Source organism: Lysobacter sp. Root983 (assembly GCF_001429345.1).
Taxonomy (GTDB): Bacteria; Pseudomonadota; Gammaproteobacteria; order Xanthomonadales; family Xanthomonadaceae; genus Lysobacter.
Genome location: NZ_LMJO01000020.1, coordinates 46,607 through 60,617, shown reverse-complemented (window position 1 = coordinate 60,617; position 14,011 = coordinate 46,607). Strand labels below are relative to the sequence as shown.

The 14,011-nt window shown below is 69.3% G+C and carries 11 protein-coding genes; 8 read left to right on the top strand and 3 right to left on the bottom strand.

The features are described from left to right. Nucleotides 1–86 precede the first annotated feature (86 nt). Both ASE43_RS20110 and ubiB read left to right on the top strand, forming a co-directional pair. Nucleotides 87–746 (top strand): SCP2 sterol-binding domain-containing protein, encoded by a 660-nt coding sequence (locus ASE43_RS20110; RefSeq protein WP_057161710.1) that lies wholly within the window; start codon nt 87–89, stop codon nt 744–746. Next, complete coding sequence (gene ubiB, locus ASE43_RS20105) at nt 743–2,407, top strand: ubiquinone biosynthesis regulatory protein kinase UbiB (protein ID WP_057161709.1); 1,665 nt, start codon at nt 743–745, stop codon at nt 2,405–2,407. Before ASE43_RS20110 ends, ubiB begins: the two co-directional genes overlap by 4 nt. Nucleotides 2,408–2,557: 150 nt before the next feature. Here the strand turns inward: ubiB and ASE43_RS20100 are convergent, their stop codons facing one another. After that, complete coding sequence (locus ASE43_RS20100; RefSeq protein ID WP_057161708.1) at nt 2,558–5,368, bottom strand: pitrilysin family protein; 2,811 nt, start codon at nt 5,366–5,368, stop codon at nt 2,558–2,560. A gap of 95 nt (nt 5,369–5,463) precedes the next feature. On the opposite strand from ASE43_RS20100, the gene ASE43_RS20095 reads away from it, so the two are divergent. Beyond that, on the top strand, nt 5,464–6,195 hold the full coding sequence (locus ASE43_RS20095; RefSeq protein WP_056176956.1) for a pseudouridine synthase: 732 nt from the start codon (nt 5,464–5,466) through the stop codon (nt 6,193–6,195). A gap of 24 nt (nt 6,196–6,219) precedes the next feature. On the opposite strand, the gene ASE43_RS20090 is transcribed toward ASE43_RS20095, so the two are convergent. Beyond that, nucleotides 6,220–6,744, bottom strand: a complete 525-nt coding sequence (locus ASE43_RS20090) for a DUF2059 domain-containing protein (RefSeq protein ID WP_057161707.1) — start codon at nt 6,742–6,744, stop codon at nt 6,220–6,222. A gap of 120 nt (nt 6,745–6,864) precedes the next feature. Between ASE43_RS20090 and arfB the strand changes: the two genes are divergently transcribed. The 3 genes from arfB to ASE43_RS20075 all read left to right on the top strand — a co-directional run bounded on the left by arfB (nt 6,865) and on the right by ASE43_RS20075 (nt 9,535). Then, nucleotides 6,865–7,278 carry an alternative ribosome rescue aminoacyl-tRNA hydrolase ArfB gene (gene arfB / locus ASE43_RS20085; RefSeq protein ID WP_056176951.1) on the top strand — a complete coding sequence of 138 codons (414 nt, stop codon included), beginning with the start codon at nt 6,865–6,867 and terminating at the stop codon, nt 7,276–7,278. A gap of 10 nt (nt 7,279–7,288) precedes the next feature. Beyond that, nucleotides 7,289–7,897: a lysophospholipid acyltransferase family protein gene (locus ASE43_RS20080; protein ID WP_056176948.1), complete on the top strand. Its 609-nt coding sequence runs from the start codon at nt 7,289–7,291 to the stop codon at nt 7,895–7,897. A 267-nt stretch (nt 7,898–8,164) separates the two neighbouring features. Further along, nucleotides 8,165–9,535 carry a glycosyltransferase gene (locus ASE43_RS20075; RefSeq protein WP_162258819.1) on the top strand — a complete coding sequence of 457 codons (1,371 nt, stop codon included), beginning with the start codon at nt 8,165–8,167 and terminating at the stop codon, nt 9,533–9,535. Nucleotides 9,536–9,739: 204 nt separating this feature from the next. Here the strand turns inward: ASE43_RS20075 and ASE43_RS20070 are convergent, their stop codons facing one another. Continuing rightward, nucleotides 9,740–10,708, bottom strand: a complete 969-nt coding sequence (locus tag ASE43_RS20070; protein WP_056176942.1) for a LysR family transcriptional regulator — start codon at nt 10,706–10,708, stop codon at nt 9,740–9,742. Nucleotides 10,709–10,828: 120 nt separating this feature from the next. Between ASE43_RS20070 and aceB the strand changes: the two genes are divergently transcribed. Both aceB and aceA read left to right on the top strand, forming a co-directional pair. Then, a complete protein-coding gene (gene aceB, locus ASE43_RS20065; RefSeq protein ID WP_057161705.1) occupies nt 10,829–12,439 on the top strand; it encodes a malate synthase A in 1,611 nt (536 codons plus the stop codon). A gap of 198 nt (nt 12,440–12,637) precedes the next feature. Beyond that, on the top strand, nt 12,638–13,933 hold the full coding sequence (gene aceA / locus ASE43_RS20060) for an isocitrate lyase (RefSeq protein ID WP_057161704.1): 1,296 nt from the start codon (nt 12,638–12,640) through the stop codon (nt 13,931–13,933). Nucleotides 13,934–14,011: the final 78 nt, after the last annotated feature.

Below are 14,011 nucleotides of genomic sequence, written 5' to 3'. Positions count from 1 at the left end.
CGGCGCTGAACATGCCCGTCCCGGCCCGCCCACGGGCCGGGACGCCGCCGTCTCGGGCCCGCCGGGCCGGGGGCTACAATGACGGCATGAACACCTCCGCCGATAGCTTGTTCCCGTCCATACTGAAGACCTACGCAGGCGGCGCGCTGGAAGCCGCGCTCAATCGCGCGCTGGCGCTGGACCCCGATACGCGCGACGCGCTGCGCGCGCTGGACGGCCGTCGCGTCGCCCTGCATGTGGCCGCGCCGCCGCTGGCGGTGCAGGTACGCGTCGAAGGCGACCGCCTGCGGGTAGGCCCGGTCGAGGCCGCGGTCGAACCCGATCTGTCGGTGCGCAGCACCCTAGCGGGCCTGGTCTCGCAACTGCCGTTCCTGCGCAACGACGACGCTCCGCCGGTCGGCAAGCTGCGCATCGAGGGCGATGCCGATCTCGCCCGCCGCCTGCAGCGCCTGGCCGAGCGCTTCGATCCGGATTGGCAGGGCTCGCTGACCGGCGCGTTCGGCGACGTGATGGGCGTGCAGATCGCCAACGCGATCGCCGGCGGGCTGCGCCACGCACGTGGCGCGGCCGGTGCCTTCGCCCAGAACGCAGCCGAATTCGTCACCGAGGAATCCCGCGACGTGGTCGCGCGCGACGAACTCAACGCCTTCCACGACGACGTCGACGCGGTGCGCGACGGCGTCGAGCGCGCGAGCGTACGCGTCGCGCGCCTGCGCGAGCGCATCGCCGCACGGAGCGACGCATGAAGTCGGCGCTGCGCGCCTGGCGCATCGGCCGGGTCTTGCTGCGTTACCGGCTCGACGACCTGCTCGACGGCACCCCGGCCGAGCGCTGGCTCAAGCTCGCGCGTCCGTTCGTGCCGCGCGCCTCGGCCGAGATCGCGGCGATGTCGCGCGGCGCGCGTCTGCGTCTGGTGCTGCAGGAGTTGGGCCCGATCTTCGTCAAATTCGGCCAGATCCTGTCCACCCGTCGCGACCTGGTGCCGCCGGACGTGGCGATCGAACTGGCGCTGCTGCAGGACCGGGTCAAACCCTTCGATGGCGAGGCCGCGCGCGCGATCGTCGAGACCGCCCTGGAGCGCGGCATCGCCGAGGCCTTCGATGCCTTCGACACCACCCCGCTGGCCTCGGCCTCGATCGCCCAGGTGCACGCGGCGATCCTGCCCGGCGGCCGCGAGGTCGTGGTCAAGGTGCTGCGCCCCAACATCGAGAAGCAGATCGCCGGCGACATCGCCCTGCTCAAGACCATCGCCAGCGTGGTCGACCGCGCCCATCCCAGCGCCGACAAGATCCGTCCGCGCGAGATCGTGGCCGAGATCGAGAGCACCCTGGCCGCCGAGCTGGACCTGCAACGCGAGGGCGCCAACGCCAGCGTGCTGCGCCGGTTCTGGAAGGACAGCGAAGACCTCTACGTGCCCGAGGTGATCTGGTCGCATACCGCCGAGCGCGCCCTGACCCTGGAACGCGTGTACGGCATTCCGTCCGACGACATCGCCGCGCTGGACGCCGCCGGCATCGACCGCAGCGCGCTGGCGGCCAAGGGCGTGCGGGTGTTCTACACCCAGGTGTTCCGCGACAACTTCTTCCATGCCGACGCCCACGCCGGCAACATCTGGGTCGACAGCGATCCCAAGCGCAAGAGCAACCCGCGCTTCATCGCCCTGGACTTCGGCATCATGGGCCAGCTGTCCGACGAGGATCAGTACTACCTCGCCGAGAACTTCATGGCGATCTTCAACCGCGACTACCGCCGCATCGCCGAGCTGCACGTGCAGGCCGGCTGGATGCCCGCGCATATCCGCATCGACGAACTCGAAGCGGCCACGCGCGCGGTCTGCGAGCCCTATTTCACCCGCCCGCTCAGCGAAATCTCGCTGGCCGAGGTGCTGGTCAAACTGTTCCGCACCGCGCAGCGCTACGAGCTGACCCTGCAGCCGCAGCTGATCCTGCTGCAGAAGACCCTGCTCAACATCGAAGGCGTGGGCCGCCTGCTCGATCCCAAGCTCGATATCTGGGCGGTGGCGCGGCCGGTGCTGCAACGCATCCTGGTCGAACGCTACAGCCCGCAGCGCCTGGCCGCGGAATTCCGCAAGCGCCTGCCCGAGCTGGTCACGCACGCGCCGGAGATGCCGCGCCTGCTGCACGCCTGGCTGACCCAGCAGGTCAGCGGCGGCCACGAGCTGCGCATGCGTTCGCAGGACCTGGCCGAACTCACGCGCACGGTGAAGGACGCGCAGCGGCGCACGGTCGCGGCGATCCTGGGCACCGGCCTGTTGATCGTGGCGGCGGTGCTGTACGGCCTGGAGGCCGGCGGCCCGCGCTTCTGGTCGATCCCGGCCTCGTCGTGGATCGCCGGCATCGGCGGTTTGTGGGCGCTGCTGGCGGCGTGGCCGCGGCGTAGCGCTTAGGCGCTACGCGGTCCGGGCGGAAAGCAAATCCCCCTCAATCCCCCTTTTACAAAGGGGGAAGACGAGCGAAGCGCACGGCTCTTGCCGTTCCCCCCTTTGCAAAAGGGGGGCTAGGGGGGATTTGCTTTTGCGCTTACTTGCGAGCGCCGGTCAAGGCTTCGCTACCGCCGCCGCCGCCGCCGGCTTCGCCGCCGCATCGAAATCCCCCGCCATATACACGCTGAGCATCTCCGGCTTGAAATGCTTGCGGATCGCCGCATTCACCTCGTCCGGCGTCAGCGCCTTCAAGCGCGCGTCGATGCCCGCCTGAAATCCCATGTCGCGATCCAGGGACAGATTACTGGCCAGGATGCCGGCGATCGCGCCGTCGGATTCGCGTCCCTGCGCGCGCTGGGTCAACAGGCCGGCGACCGCGTCGCGCAGCTCGTCGGCGCCGACGCCGTCGCGGATCCAGCGCGCGTACTCCTCGCGCATCGCCGCCTCGGTCTTGTCCAGGTTCTGCGGCGCGGCGATGGCCTGGATCAGCAGGCTGCCGGCGTCGTCGCGGCCGACCCGGCTGGCGTCGGCGTCGAGGTTGCTGCCCACACCGTAGCTGAGTCCGTCCTTCTGGCGGATGCGATCGTACAGACGCGACTTGCCGCCGCCGCCGAAGATGTAATTGGCGACCATCAGGGCCGGATAGTCGGGATCGCGGTCGTTGAGCGAGAGGTTGCCGCGCGCGAGCAGCACGCCGTTGGCCTTGTCGGGGGTCTCGAAGCGCTCGCGTCGCGCGGCGAGCGCGTTGTAGTGGGTGGGGATGGGCGCGTACGCGTGCGGCGTGCGCCAATCCAGGAACAGACTCTGCAACTGCGCTTTGAGCGCGACCGGATCGAAATCGCCGACCACGCTGATCTCGCCTTCGGCGCTGCCGTAGAAATCGCGATGGAAGGCGCGCAGGTCCTCGACCTTGAGCGCCTTCAGGTCGGCGATCGACTGATCCAGGCTGCGCCAGCGCAGCGGGTGGCCTTCCGGCCAGGGATCGAAGTACTGCGACATGGCCATGCCGGCGATGGTGCTGGGCTCCTTGCGCGCGGCCTCCAACCCGGTGATCGCCTGCAGTCGGAACTGCTCGAACTCGCTTTGCGGGTACTCGGGCTTGCGCAGGATCTGCACCGCCAGCGCCAGCGCCTCGGCGAGCTGGGCGCGGCGCGTGGTCATGCCGATGCTCGCGCTCTGCAGGCCGCCGCCGATGCCGGCCTCGGTCTTCAGGGCTTCGAAGCGCTGGTCGATCTGCTCGCGGCTGAGCCCGGCGGCGCCGCGCATGATCAGCGAGCCGGCGACGTTGCCGGCGGCCGCGCGGCCCTTGAGCGAGTCCGCGTCGCCGAAGCGGAAGCGCGCGCTCAACACCACGGTTTCGCCGCGGGTCTTCTTCGGCAGCAGGGCCACGCGCAGGCCGTCGCCGAGGGTGAAGGTTTCGGTGCGCGCCTGGATGTTGGCCGGCGTGGGATCGAACTGTTCGCCCGCGGCCACCGCGGCCTTGCCGGTGTAGCCCTGCAGCACGGTCGCGGCCGCGGGCGCGGCGGCGATCTCGGCGCGATCGGCGCGGTCGGTGGGCACGAAGCGGCCCAGGGTGCGGTTGCTGGGTTTGAGGTAGTCGCGCGCGACGCGGTTGACGTCGTCCAGGCCGACTTTCTCGAACGCGTCGCGACGCAGGAAGTACAGGCGCCAGTCGCCGGCCGCGATCGCCTCCGACAGGCCCAGCGCGACCGCGTTGACGTTGGTGTAGCCCAGTTCGTAACCGTTGCGGATGCGTTGCTTGGCGGCGTCGAGCTCGGCTTGGGTGATCGGCGTGGCGGCGATGTTTTCCAGCTGCGTCAGCAGCGCGGCCTCGGCCTTGGCCGCATCGCCGTCGCGCGGCAGCCCGATCATCGCCGTCATCAGGCCCGGATCGCGCAGGCTGTCGGCGCCCGCGCTGGCGCCCGCGGCCAGCTTGGTTTCGACCAGTTGCTTGTGCAGGCGACCGCCCGGCACGTAATCCAGAATATTGGCGAGCAGGCCCAGCGCGGCGCTGTCGGGGTGGGTTTCGGCGGGCACGTGGTAGGCCGCCATCACCAACTGGATATCGCCGCTGCGGCGCACCGTCACGCTGCGCTCGCCGTCCTGGGTGGGGTCGGCGGTGTAGAACGCGCGCAAGCCGGTCTTGGGCCGCGCGACCGGCGCGAAGGCCTGCGCGATCTCGTTCAAGGTCTTGGCCGGGTCGATGCGGCCGGCCACGATCAGGGTCGCGTTATCGGGGCGGTACCAGCTTTTGTAGAAGGCCTGCAGGCGTTCGATCGGCACGCCTTCGACATCGCTGCGCGCGCCGATCGTGCTGTGGCCGTAGTTGTGCCAGAGATACGCGGTGGATCGCACGCGCTGGGCGAGCACGCCGTTGGGGCTGTTCTCGTTCTTCTCCATCTCGTTGCGGACCACGGTCATCTCGCTGTCGAGATCCTTCTTGGCGACGTTGGAATTGACCATGCGGTCGGCTTCCATGCCCAGCAGCCAGCGCAGGGTGTCGTCGTTGGCCGGGAACGAGGCGTAATAGTTGGTGCGGTCGACGTTGGTGGTGCCGTTGAAGCCGATGCCGCGCTTCTTCATCTCGGCCGGGATGTCGCTGTGGGTCGGCGTGCCCTTGAACAGCAGGTGCTCCAGCAGGTGGGCCATGCCGGTCTCGCCGTAGTTCTCGTGCATGGAGCCGACCTGGTAGGTCAGGTTGACCGTCACCGTGGGTTTGCTGGCGTCCGGGAACAGCAGCACGCGCAGGCCGTTGCCCAGGGTGTACTCGCAGATGCCTTCCACGCAGGGGCCGGCGGCGACGCCCTTGGGTGGCGCGAGCGAGGGCTCGGCCGCCCGCGCGGGCAGGGCCAGCGCCCAGGCCAGGGTCAGGGCCGAGGCCAGGTGAGACCAGGCCGGTCGGTAAGGCTGCGGGAACGATCGCATGGGGTGTCCTGGAGTGATGCCGGGGGAAAGCGTGTGGCTGGAGCTGCTATAGACGAAAATACCCGCCGAGCTCCCTACCGCCTGTGCCATAGAGCATGTCCGAAACCTACAGTTCCCTGGAGGCGCCCGCCGAACTGCCGGTGCTGTACGCCGACGACAGCCTGGCGATCATCGACAAGCCGGCGGGGCTGATGGTGCACGACAGCGCGCTGGCGCGCGGCGAGACCGATTTCGTCGCCGACCGCCTGCGCCAGCAGTTCGGGCGGCCGGTGTTCCTGGTCCACCGCCTGGACCGCGCCACCAGCGGCTGCCTGCTGCTGGCGTTCGAGCGCGAGGTGGCCTCGGCGCTGGGCAAGGTGCTGATGTCGCGCGAGTTCGAGAAGGACTACCTGGCGGTCTGCCGCGGCTGGCCGGAGGACGCGTTCACCATCGACTACGCGCTGGACGGCGGGCCGGGCAAGCCGCAGAAGAAGCCCGCGATCACGCGCTTCCGGCGCCTGGGCAGCTGCGAGCTCGCGCATCCGTCCGGCGGTTTCGAGACCTCGCGCTACGCGCTGCTGCTGGCGCAGCCGGAGACCGGGCGCTTTCGCCAGATCCGGCGTCATCTCAAGCACGTCTCGCATCACCTGATCGGCGACACCAGCCACGGCGACGGCCGCCACAACCGCGCCTTCCGCATGATGGGCATCCATCGCATGCTGCTGCATGCGCAGCGCCTGGCTTTCCTGCATCCGGTCAGCGGCGCGCGCATCGTCGCCACCGCGCCGCCGGACCGCGAGCTGGCCAAGGCGCTGGCGCTGTTCGAGCAGGCCGCGCCGGCCGGATGAGGGCGGGCGCGACGCGGGCCGGGCTTACTTGGTTTCGGCGCCGGCGCTCTTGCGCTTGACCGCGTCGTTGCGCGCTTCGGCTTCGATGTCCTGCTGCAGTTCCTGCATCATCGGCACCACCAGTTTCTGCATCGCGTTCATGGTGTTCTGCATCAGCACCGGCATCTTGTCGAGCAGGCGCTGGCCGGTCGGGCTGGCGTAGAACGCGATCAGGGCGTCGGTGTCCTGGCCGTCGAAGGTGTCGCGGTAGATGTCGCGGTAAATCGGTTCCAGCTTGTCCCAGGACAGGCCCTTGCGCAGCTGCGCGCTGGAACGGGCGATCACGCTGTTCAAGCGCTCGCGTTCGGCGGGCGTGATCTCGCGGCCGGCCATCATCTGTTCGGCCATCTGCTGCTGCGAGGCTTCGATCTGCGGCAGCATGGTCTCCACGGTCTGGCGCGCGCGCATGACCTCGAGCAGGCGCGACACTTGGGCGTCGCTGGGCGGCGCGGCCAGGGCGGCCAGCGGCGAGGCCAGCATCAGGGCCAGGGCGAGGGCATAGGACTTCATCGGGGACGATCCTCCTTGATGGGAACCGCATGGTCGGCGGCGGGTGCAGGCGGCGTCAACGTCCGGCCACAGGCCCGCACTATCATCGCTCCCGTCTACAATCGGGGCCGGAGGGACGCAATGGCCGATCCTGAAATCACCATACCCGAGCAGGAACTGGTCGAGCGCTTCGTGCGTTCGACCGGGCCCGGCGGGCAAAACGTCAACAAGGTCGCGACCGCGGTGGAGCTGCGCTTCGACGTGGCGCAGTCGCCGTCGCTGCCCGAGCCGGTGCGCGAACGCCTGCTCGCCAAGCGCGACCGCCGCGTGACCGGCGACGGCGTGCTGGTGATCAGCGCGCAGCGTTTCCGCACCCAGGAGCGCAACCGCGACGATGCCCGCGAGCGCCTGGCCGCCTTCATCGAAAGCGGCCTGCACGCGCCCAAGCCGCGCATCGCCACCCGCCCCAGCCGCGCCTCGAAAGAACGCCGGCTGGGGGCCAAGCGCGAGCGCAGCACGGTCAAGCGCGGCCGCGCCACGCGCGATTGGGACTGACGGAGACCGCATGCCGACGACCGCCGACGACGTAGTGCTGCCGCTGCCGCCGAACGCACCGCGGGTGCGCTCCAACCGCCTGACCCGCTGGATCGGCCGCAGCGTGCTGCGGCTGGGCGGCTGGCGCATGGTCGGGGCTTTCCCCGACATTCCCAAGCTGGTGTTGATCGGCGCGCCGCATTCTTCCAACTGGGACGGCGTCTGGGGCTTCGCGGCCAAGGCCGCGATGGGGCTGGACATCAAGATCCTGGGCAAGGATTCGCTGTTCAAGGTGCCGCTGCTGGGTGCGCTGCTGCGCTACCTGGGCGTGATCCCGGTCGACCGCAGCGCCGCCCACGGCGTGGTCGAACAGGCTGCGGCGATGATCCGCAACGCCGAGCGGTTCTGGTTCGGGCTGGCGCCGGAGGGCACGCGCAAGCCGGTGGACCGCTGGAAGGCGGGCTTCTGGAAGATCGCCAAGGCCGCCGATGTGCCGGTGCTGCCGGCGTATTTTCATTACCCCGACAAGGTCATCGGCATCGGCGAGCCGTTCTGGCTGGGCGAGGACATGAACGCCGATCTGGCGCGGATCCGGGCCTGGTACCGGCCCTGGCAGGGCAAGCACCACGGCACGCCGTAAGCGCACTCGCTGCGCTAAAACTGCACACGACTGGTCGAGCCGGCGATCCGGCGCGACACCCAGGCCCGATCGGCGGCCAGTTTCGCCCGCGTTTTACGTGTAGCTTCGTTACGGGGCTGCGCGTCGCGGGGGGTGGCGCGGGTTCCCGATCAGGCAGGAGGTCGGTCGTGCCGGGCAGGATGTCGCTAGGGGGAGTGGCGGAGGCCACGATCGCCGCGCATGCGGAGTTGTCGGGCGCGGTCCGCGTCCGCGTGCGGGAGGTGGCCGGTGCCCGCCTTGCCTTGGTTCGCGCTTAGCCCCAACGGTCTGCTTAGTGCGGTCGGGCTGTGGCGCGGCGCCGAAGAGACCGTACCCACGCCGGTGGAAGACTGGCGTCAGGCGGTGGTCGACGTGGTGATTCCCGCGCGCCTGCAGCAGCACGACATCGCCCATTGCCTGGCGGCCCTGCTGGCCCAGACCCTGCAACCGCGCAGCGTGGTACTGGTCGACGACGGCGGCATCGAGCGCGACGGCACCGCCGCGATCGCCCGCGAGTTCGCCGCCGCCAACGGTTTGTCCCTGCGCGTGATCGAACGCATGTGGTCGATCGGACGCGGGCCCACGATCAAGCGCCAGGCGCGCGAATCCGACGCCGATGTCGAGTTCGTGCTCGACGGCGACACTCTGCTGCATTCGGCGGACTACATCGAGCGCTGCGTGCGCGAGCTCTACGAAGGCGTCGGTATCGCCAGCGTCTGCGGCGTGGTGCAGCCGATGCGCGGCGAGCACCGGCGCGCGCTGGAGCGTTCGCCGGCGTTCCAGCGTTGGCTGCACGGCGAGGCTTATCGCGATCCGCGCACGCGTCGCGGCCGGTTGCGGCGCGGTCTGCAATGGCTGGGCGACGTCCATCGCGAAACCAGTTGTCTGCTGCAGCAGTGTTTCATCAACCGCGGCCAGATGGCGCTGTTCGGCGGCGTGGTGGTGCCGCGCGGCAATGCGATCGCCTATCGCCGGCGCTACATCAAGGATCTGTTCGATCGCTACGAGCCGGTCCATGGCGATCAGCTCGACGGCGCGGAGGATGTGTTCATCGCCCTGGCGCTGGCGCAGGAGGGCTATCGCAACGTGCAGTTGTTCGGCGCGCTGGCGCATACCGAGCAGCCGCCGCTGGATCGTCTGCCGCGGCAGAGCTTCCGCCAGGCCGCCGCGTTCCTGCGCGGCTGTCGCGAGTTCAACGGGCTGTTGCTGACGCCGTTCAAGGCCTGGCGGCGCTGGCTGCGCCCGCGCCCACGCGTGGCGACCGAGCAGCGGCGGGTGCGCGAGGCGTATCGGCAGCCGTTCGGCGAGCGCCTTACCCACGAGTACGGGCGGCCGATCGGCTGGGCGCTGTTTCTGATGGCGGCCGAGCGCCTGGCGTATCCGCTGCTGCTGCTGTGGCTGGCTTTCAGCGGGCGCTGGTGGTGGTTGGGCGGGGTGGTGGCGGCGGAAATTCTGGCCACGGCGCTGGTGTTGGCCGTGGTGTCGCGCGAAGGCCAGGCGGCGGCCTTGGGCAAGGCCTTACTGGTGGCGCCGGTGCGCTACGCGATGGCGTTCGTGGAACTGGCGGCGGCGGTGGCGTTTTTGCCGAAGCGGTTTCGCAGGTCGCGGCGGCCGCGCTAGCGCCTTTGCCTCTTGTTCCCCCGCATCGTGCTGTCGCTGTCGTTCTTGCGCTCACTGTTGCCCGTCATCCCCGCGAAGGCGGGGCCCGCTGACTTTAGAGCGCGGCTCGAACGCCAGCGCTATTCGCCTCGACCGTAGGATGCGGTGAGCCGCAGGCGAACCGCATCGTCGCGATGCCGCAACCGCGTGCGCGGCCCGGGGCCCTCAACGATCCGACTGCCCCGTCGCGTAGTAATCGCCGCGGAAAAACAGATCCGGCTGGATCAATTCGGTGAACGCGCGCGCCTGCGGCGATAGGTATTTGCCCTTGCGCACCACCACGCCGTAGCTGCGCGAGGGGAAGTAGTCGGCCAGCGAGCGCGCGCTCAGGCGCGAGCGGTCAGCGTCGGTCAGGCAGATCGCGGTGACGATGCTGATGCCCAGGCCCATCGCCACGTACTGCTTGATCACCTCCCAACCGCCGACTTCCAGCGCGACCGTGTACGGCACCCGGTTCTGCTGGAACACCAGGTCGACCATGCGGTAGGTGGTCAGGCGCTGCGGCGGCAGGATCAGGCCGTAGGGCGAGAGGTCCTGCAGGCTGAGGTCGGGCTTGAGCGCGAGCGGGTGGTCGCGCGGGGTGATCAGCATGGGCTCGAAGCGGTAGACCGGGGCGTAGCTGAGGTCGCCGGGCACGTCCAGCATCGAGCCCACCGCCAGATCGACCGCGTCCGAGCGCAGCAGGTCCAGACCGCCGGCGCCGGTGACGTTGTGCAGGCTCAGGCGCACGTCCGGATGGGCGGCGCGGAAGGCTTCGACGATCCTGGGCAGCAGGTACAGGATGGTCGAGCTGCCGGCGGCGACGTTGAGCTCGCCGCCGTCCAGCCCGCGCACGCGCTCGCGAAACGCCCCGTCCAGGCCGTCCAGGCCCTCGACCAGCGGGCGCGCGAGTTCGTACAGCTCCTGGCCCTCGCGGGTCAGGCTGAGCCGGCGGCCGCTGCGCTCGAGCAGGCGCACCCCCAGATCGCGCTCCAAGGCCTGCAGTTGCAGGGTCACCGCCGGCTGGCTGAGGTAGAGCGCCTCAGCCGCGCGTGAGACCGAGCCCAGGCGGGCGGTCTGGCAGAACGCCCGCAGCGGCTTCAGGCGGTCGCCCTTGTACGCAAAACGGGGGCTGGCGGCACGCTTCGTGGTCACTGGGAAGACATATATAAGTTTTTCAAATGATATGCATTGAAAAAACTTGATTGTCAAATACAAGACGCCAGCGCATGGTCGGAGCCCTAACGAAACACGCTAGAGGCGTAGGAGCAGGGCATGTCGGCAGTGATGGCGCAACGCCAGGAGACGCACGGGATCGAGTTGACGGCCAGCCTGGCCGGGCAGGAGCAGCTGCTCACGCCCGCGGCTCTAGCCTTCCTGGCCGACCTGCACCGCCGCTTCGAACCGGCTCGCCAGGCCCGCCTGGCCGCGCGCCGCGAGCGCCAGGCGTTCTTCGACGCCGGCGGCCTGCCGGATTTCCGTGCCGACACCGCCGCGATCCGCAGCGGCCAGTGGCGGGTCGCGCCGCTGCCGGCGGCGCTGCTGGACCGCCGCGTCGAGATCACCGGCCCGGTCGATCCGAAGATGGTCATCAACGCCCTCAACTCGGGCGCCAAGGTCTTCATGGCCGACTTCGAGGACAGCACCGCGCCGACCTGGTCCAACCTGCTGACCGGCCAGCGTGCGCTGAGGAAGGCTGTGGCCGGCACCCTGGACTGGATGGCGCCGGACGGCAGCAAGCACTACACCCTCAAGCCCTTCGAGCAGCAGGCGGTGCTGATGGTGCGGCCGCGCGGCTGGCACCTGGACGAGAAGCACCTGCTGGTCGACGGCGCGCCGATCTCCGCCAGCCTGTTCGACCTGGGCCTGTTCGCTTTCCACAATGCGCAGGCGCTGGCCGCGAAGGATCGCGGGCCCTATTTCTACCTGCCCAAGCTGCAGTCGATGGAAGAGGCGCAGCTGTGGAACGAGGCGCTGGACCGCGTCGAGCAGGCGCTGGGCCTGAGCGCCGGCCAGATCAAGGTCACGGTGCTGATCGAGACCCTGCCGGCGGTGTTCGAGATGGACGAGATCCTGCATGCGCTGCGCACGCGCGTCGCCGGCCTCAACTGCGGCCGCTGGGACTACGTGTTCTCCTACCTCAAGACCTTCCGCGCGCATCGCGACAAGGTCCTGCCCGAGCGCGGCCAGGTGACGATGCTGCAGCCGTTCCTGCGCGCGTATTCGGAACTGCTGATCCAGACCTGCCACAAGCGCGGCGCGCACGCGATGGGCGGCATGGCCGCGCAGATTCCGATCAGTGGCGACGAAGCCGCCAACGAGGCCGCGCTGGCCAAGGTGCGCGCCGACAAGCTGCGCGAGGTCACCGCCGGCCACGACGGCACCTGGGTCGCGCATCCGGCGTTGATTCCGCTGGCGATGCGCATCTTCGACGAGCGCATGCCCGGCCCGCATCAGCAGCACGTGCTGCGCGACGACGTGCTGGTGATCCGCGACGATCTGATCAAGCCCTCGCTGGGCACGATCACGCGCGCCGGCTTCGAGGGCAACGTCGAAGTCTGCGTGCGCTATCTGGCCGCCTGGCTGGACGGCAACGGCTGCGTGCCGATCCATTGGCTGATGGAGGACGCGGCCACCGCCGAGATCGCGCGCACCCAGTTGTGGCAGTGGCTGCACGCCTCCGGCCTGCATCTGGACGACGGCACGCCGGTCGATTTCGCCCTGCTCGAACGCGCCCTGATCGGTCTGCCCAGCAAGCTCGCCGAGCGCATGAACCTGCCCGGCGCGCAGCGCCTGGGCGAGGCGATCGCGATGCTCGACCAGCTCACCCACGCCGACACGCTGGAGGAGTTCTTGACCCTGCCGGCTTATCAACGCATCGACTGACCCGCTTGCCCGACTTGGCGGCGTCTGTGGGTGCGGCGTAAGCCGCGATTGAGTTCCGCCCGCCGACGCAACTGCACCGGAGGGCGATCGCGGCTTACGTCGCTCCCACAGAAAGCAACTTGCCTCGCCTAGCTCCACCTACCGCGTCCCACCCTTACTCGCGCCTCACCCCACGACCCATACGCAAGGAACGAAGTCATGAGCCACCTGCCGACCGCCGAGCAACTCCGCAACGACTGGGCCAGCAATCCGCGCTGGGCCGGCATCACCCGGCCGTATTCGGCCGAGGACGTGGTGCGGCTGCGCGGCACGGTCCCGGTCGAGCACAGCATCGCCAAGCTCGGCGCCGCCAAGCTGTGGAACTCGCTCCACACCGAGGACTTCGTCAACGCGCTGGGCGCGCTGACCGGCAACCAGGCCATGCAGCAGGTCAAGGCCGGGCTCAAGGCGATCTACCTGTCGGGCTGGCAGGTCGCCGCCGACGCCAACATCGCCGGCGAGATGTATCCCGACCAGTCGCTGTACCCGGCCAACTCGGTGCCGCAGGTCGTGCGCCGCATCAACAACACCCTGCTGCGCGCCGATCAGATCCAGTGCGCGGAGGGCACCGGCGACATCGACTTCCTGCAGCCGATCGTGGCCGATGCCGAAGCCGGCTTCGGCGGCGTGCTCAACGCCTTCGAACTGATGAAGGGCATGATCGAGGCCGGCGCCTCGGGCGTGCATTTCGAGGACCAGCTGGCTTCGGTCAAGAAGTGCGGCCATATGGGCGGCAAGGTCCTGGTGCCGACCCGTGAGGCGGTCGAGAAGCTGGTCGCCGCGCGCCTGGCCGCCGACGTGATGGGCGTGCCGACCCTGATCGTGGCGCGCACCGACGCCGAAGCGGCCGACCTGCTCACCGCCGACATCGATCCCAACGATCAGCCCTTCACCACCGGCGAGCGCACCAACGAAGGTTTCTACAAGACCCGTAACGGCCTGGACCAGGCGATCAGCCGCGGCCTGGCTTACGCGCCCTATGCCGACCTGGTCTGGTGCGAGACCGGCAAGCCGGATCTGGAGTTCGCGCGCAAGTTCGCCGAAGCCATCCACGCCAAGTTCCCGGGCAAGCTGCTGGCCTACAACTGCTCGCCCAGCTTCAACTGGAAGAAGAACCTGGACGACGCCACGATCGCCAAGTTCCAGAAGGAGATCGCCGGCTACGGCTACAAGTTCCAGTTCATCACCCTGGCCGGCTTCCACAGCCTGAACTACGGCATGTTCAACCTCGCCCACGGCTACGCGCGTCGTCAGATGAGCGCCTTCGTGGAGTTGCAGGAGGCCGAGTTCGCCGCCGTCGAAAAGGGCTTCACCGCGGTCAAGCACCAGCGCGAGGTCGGTACCGGCTATTTCGACGCGGTCACCCAGACCATCCAGGGCGGGCAGTCCTCGACCGTCGCGCTCAAGGGCTCGACCGAGGAAGAGCAGTTCCAGCAGGACAAGGTCGCTGCCTGAATGCGGCCGCGCGGCGCGACCGGCGAGGGGGCCGGGCGCGTCGCGGCGGCGGAACCGGCTTAGTCCGGCGATCGGGGT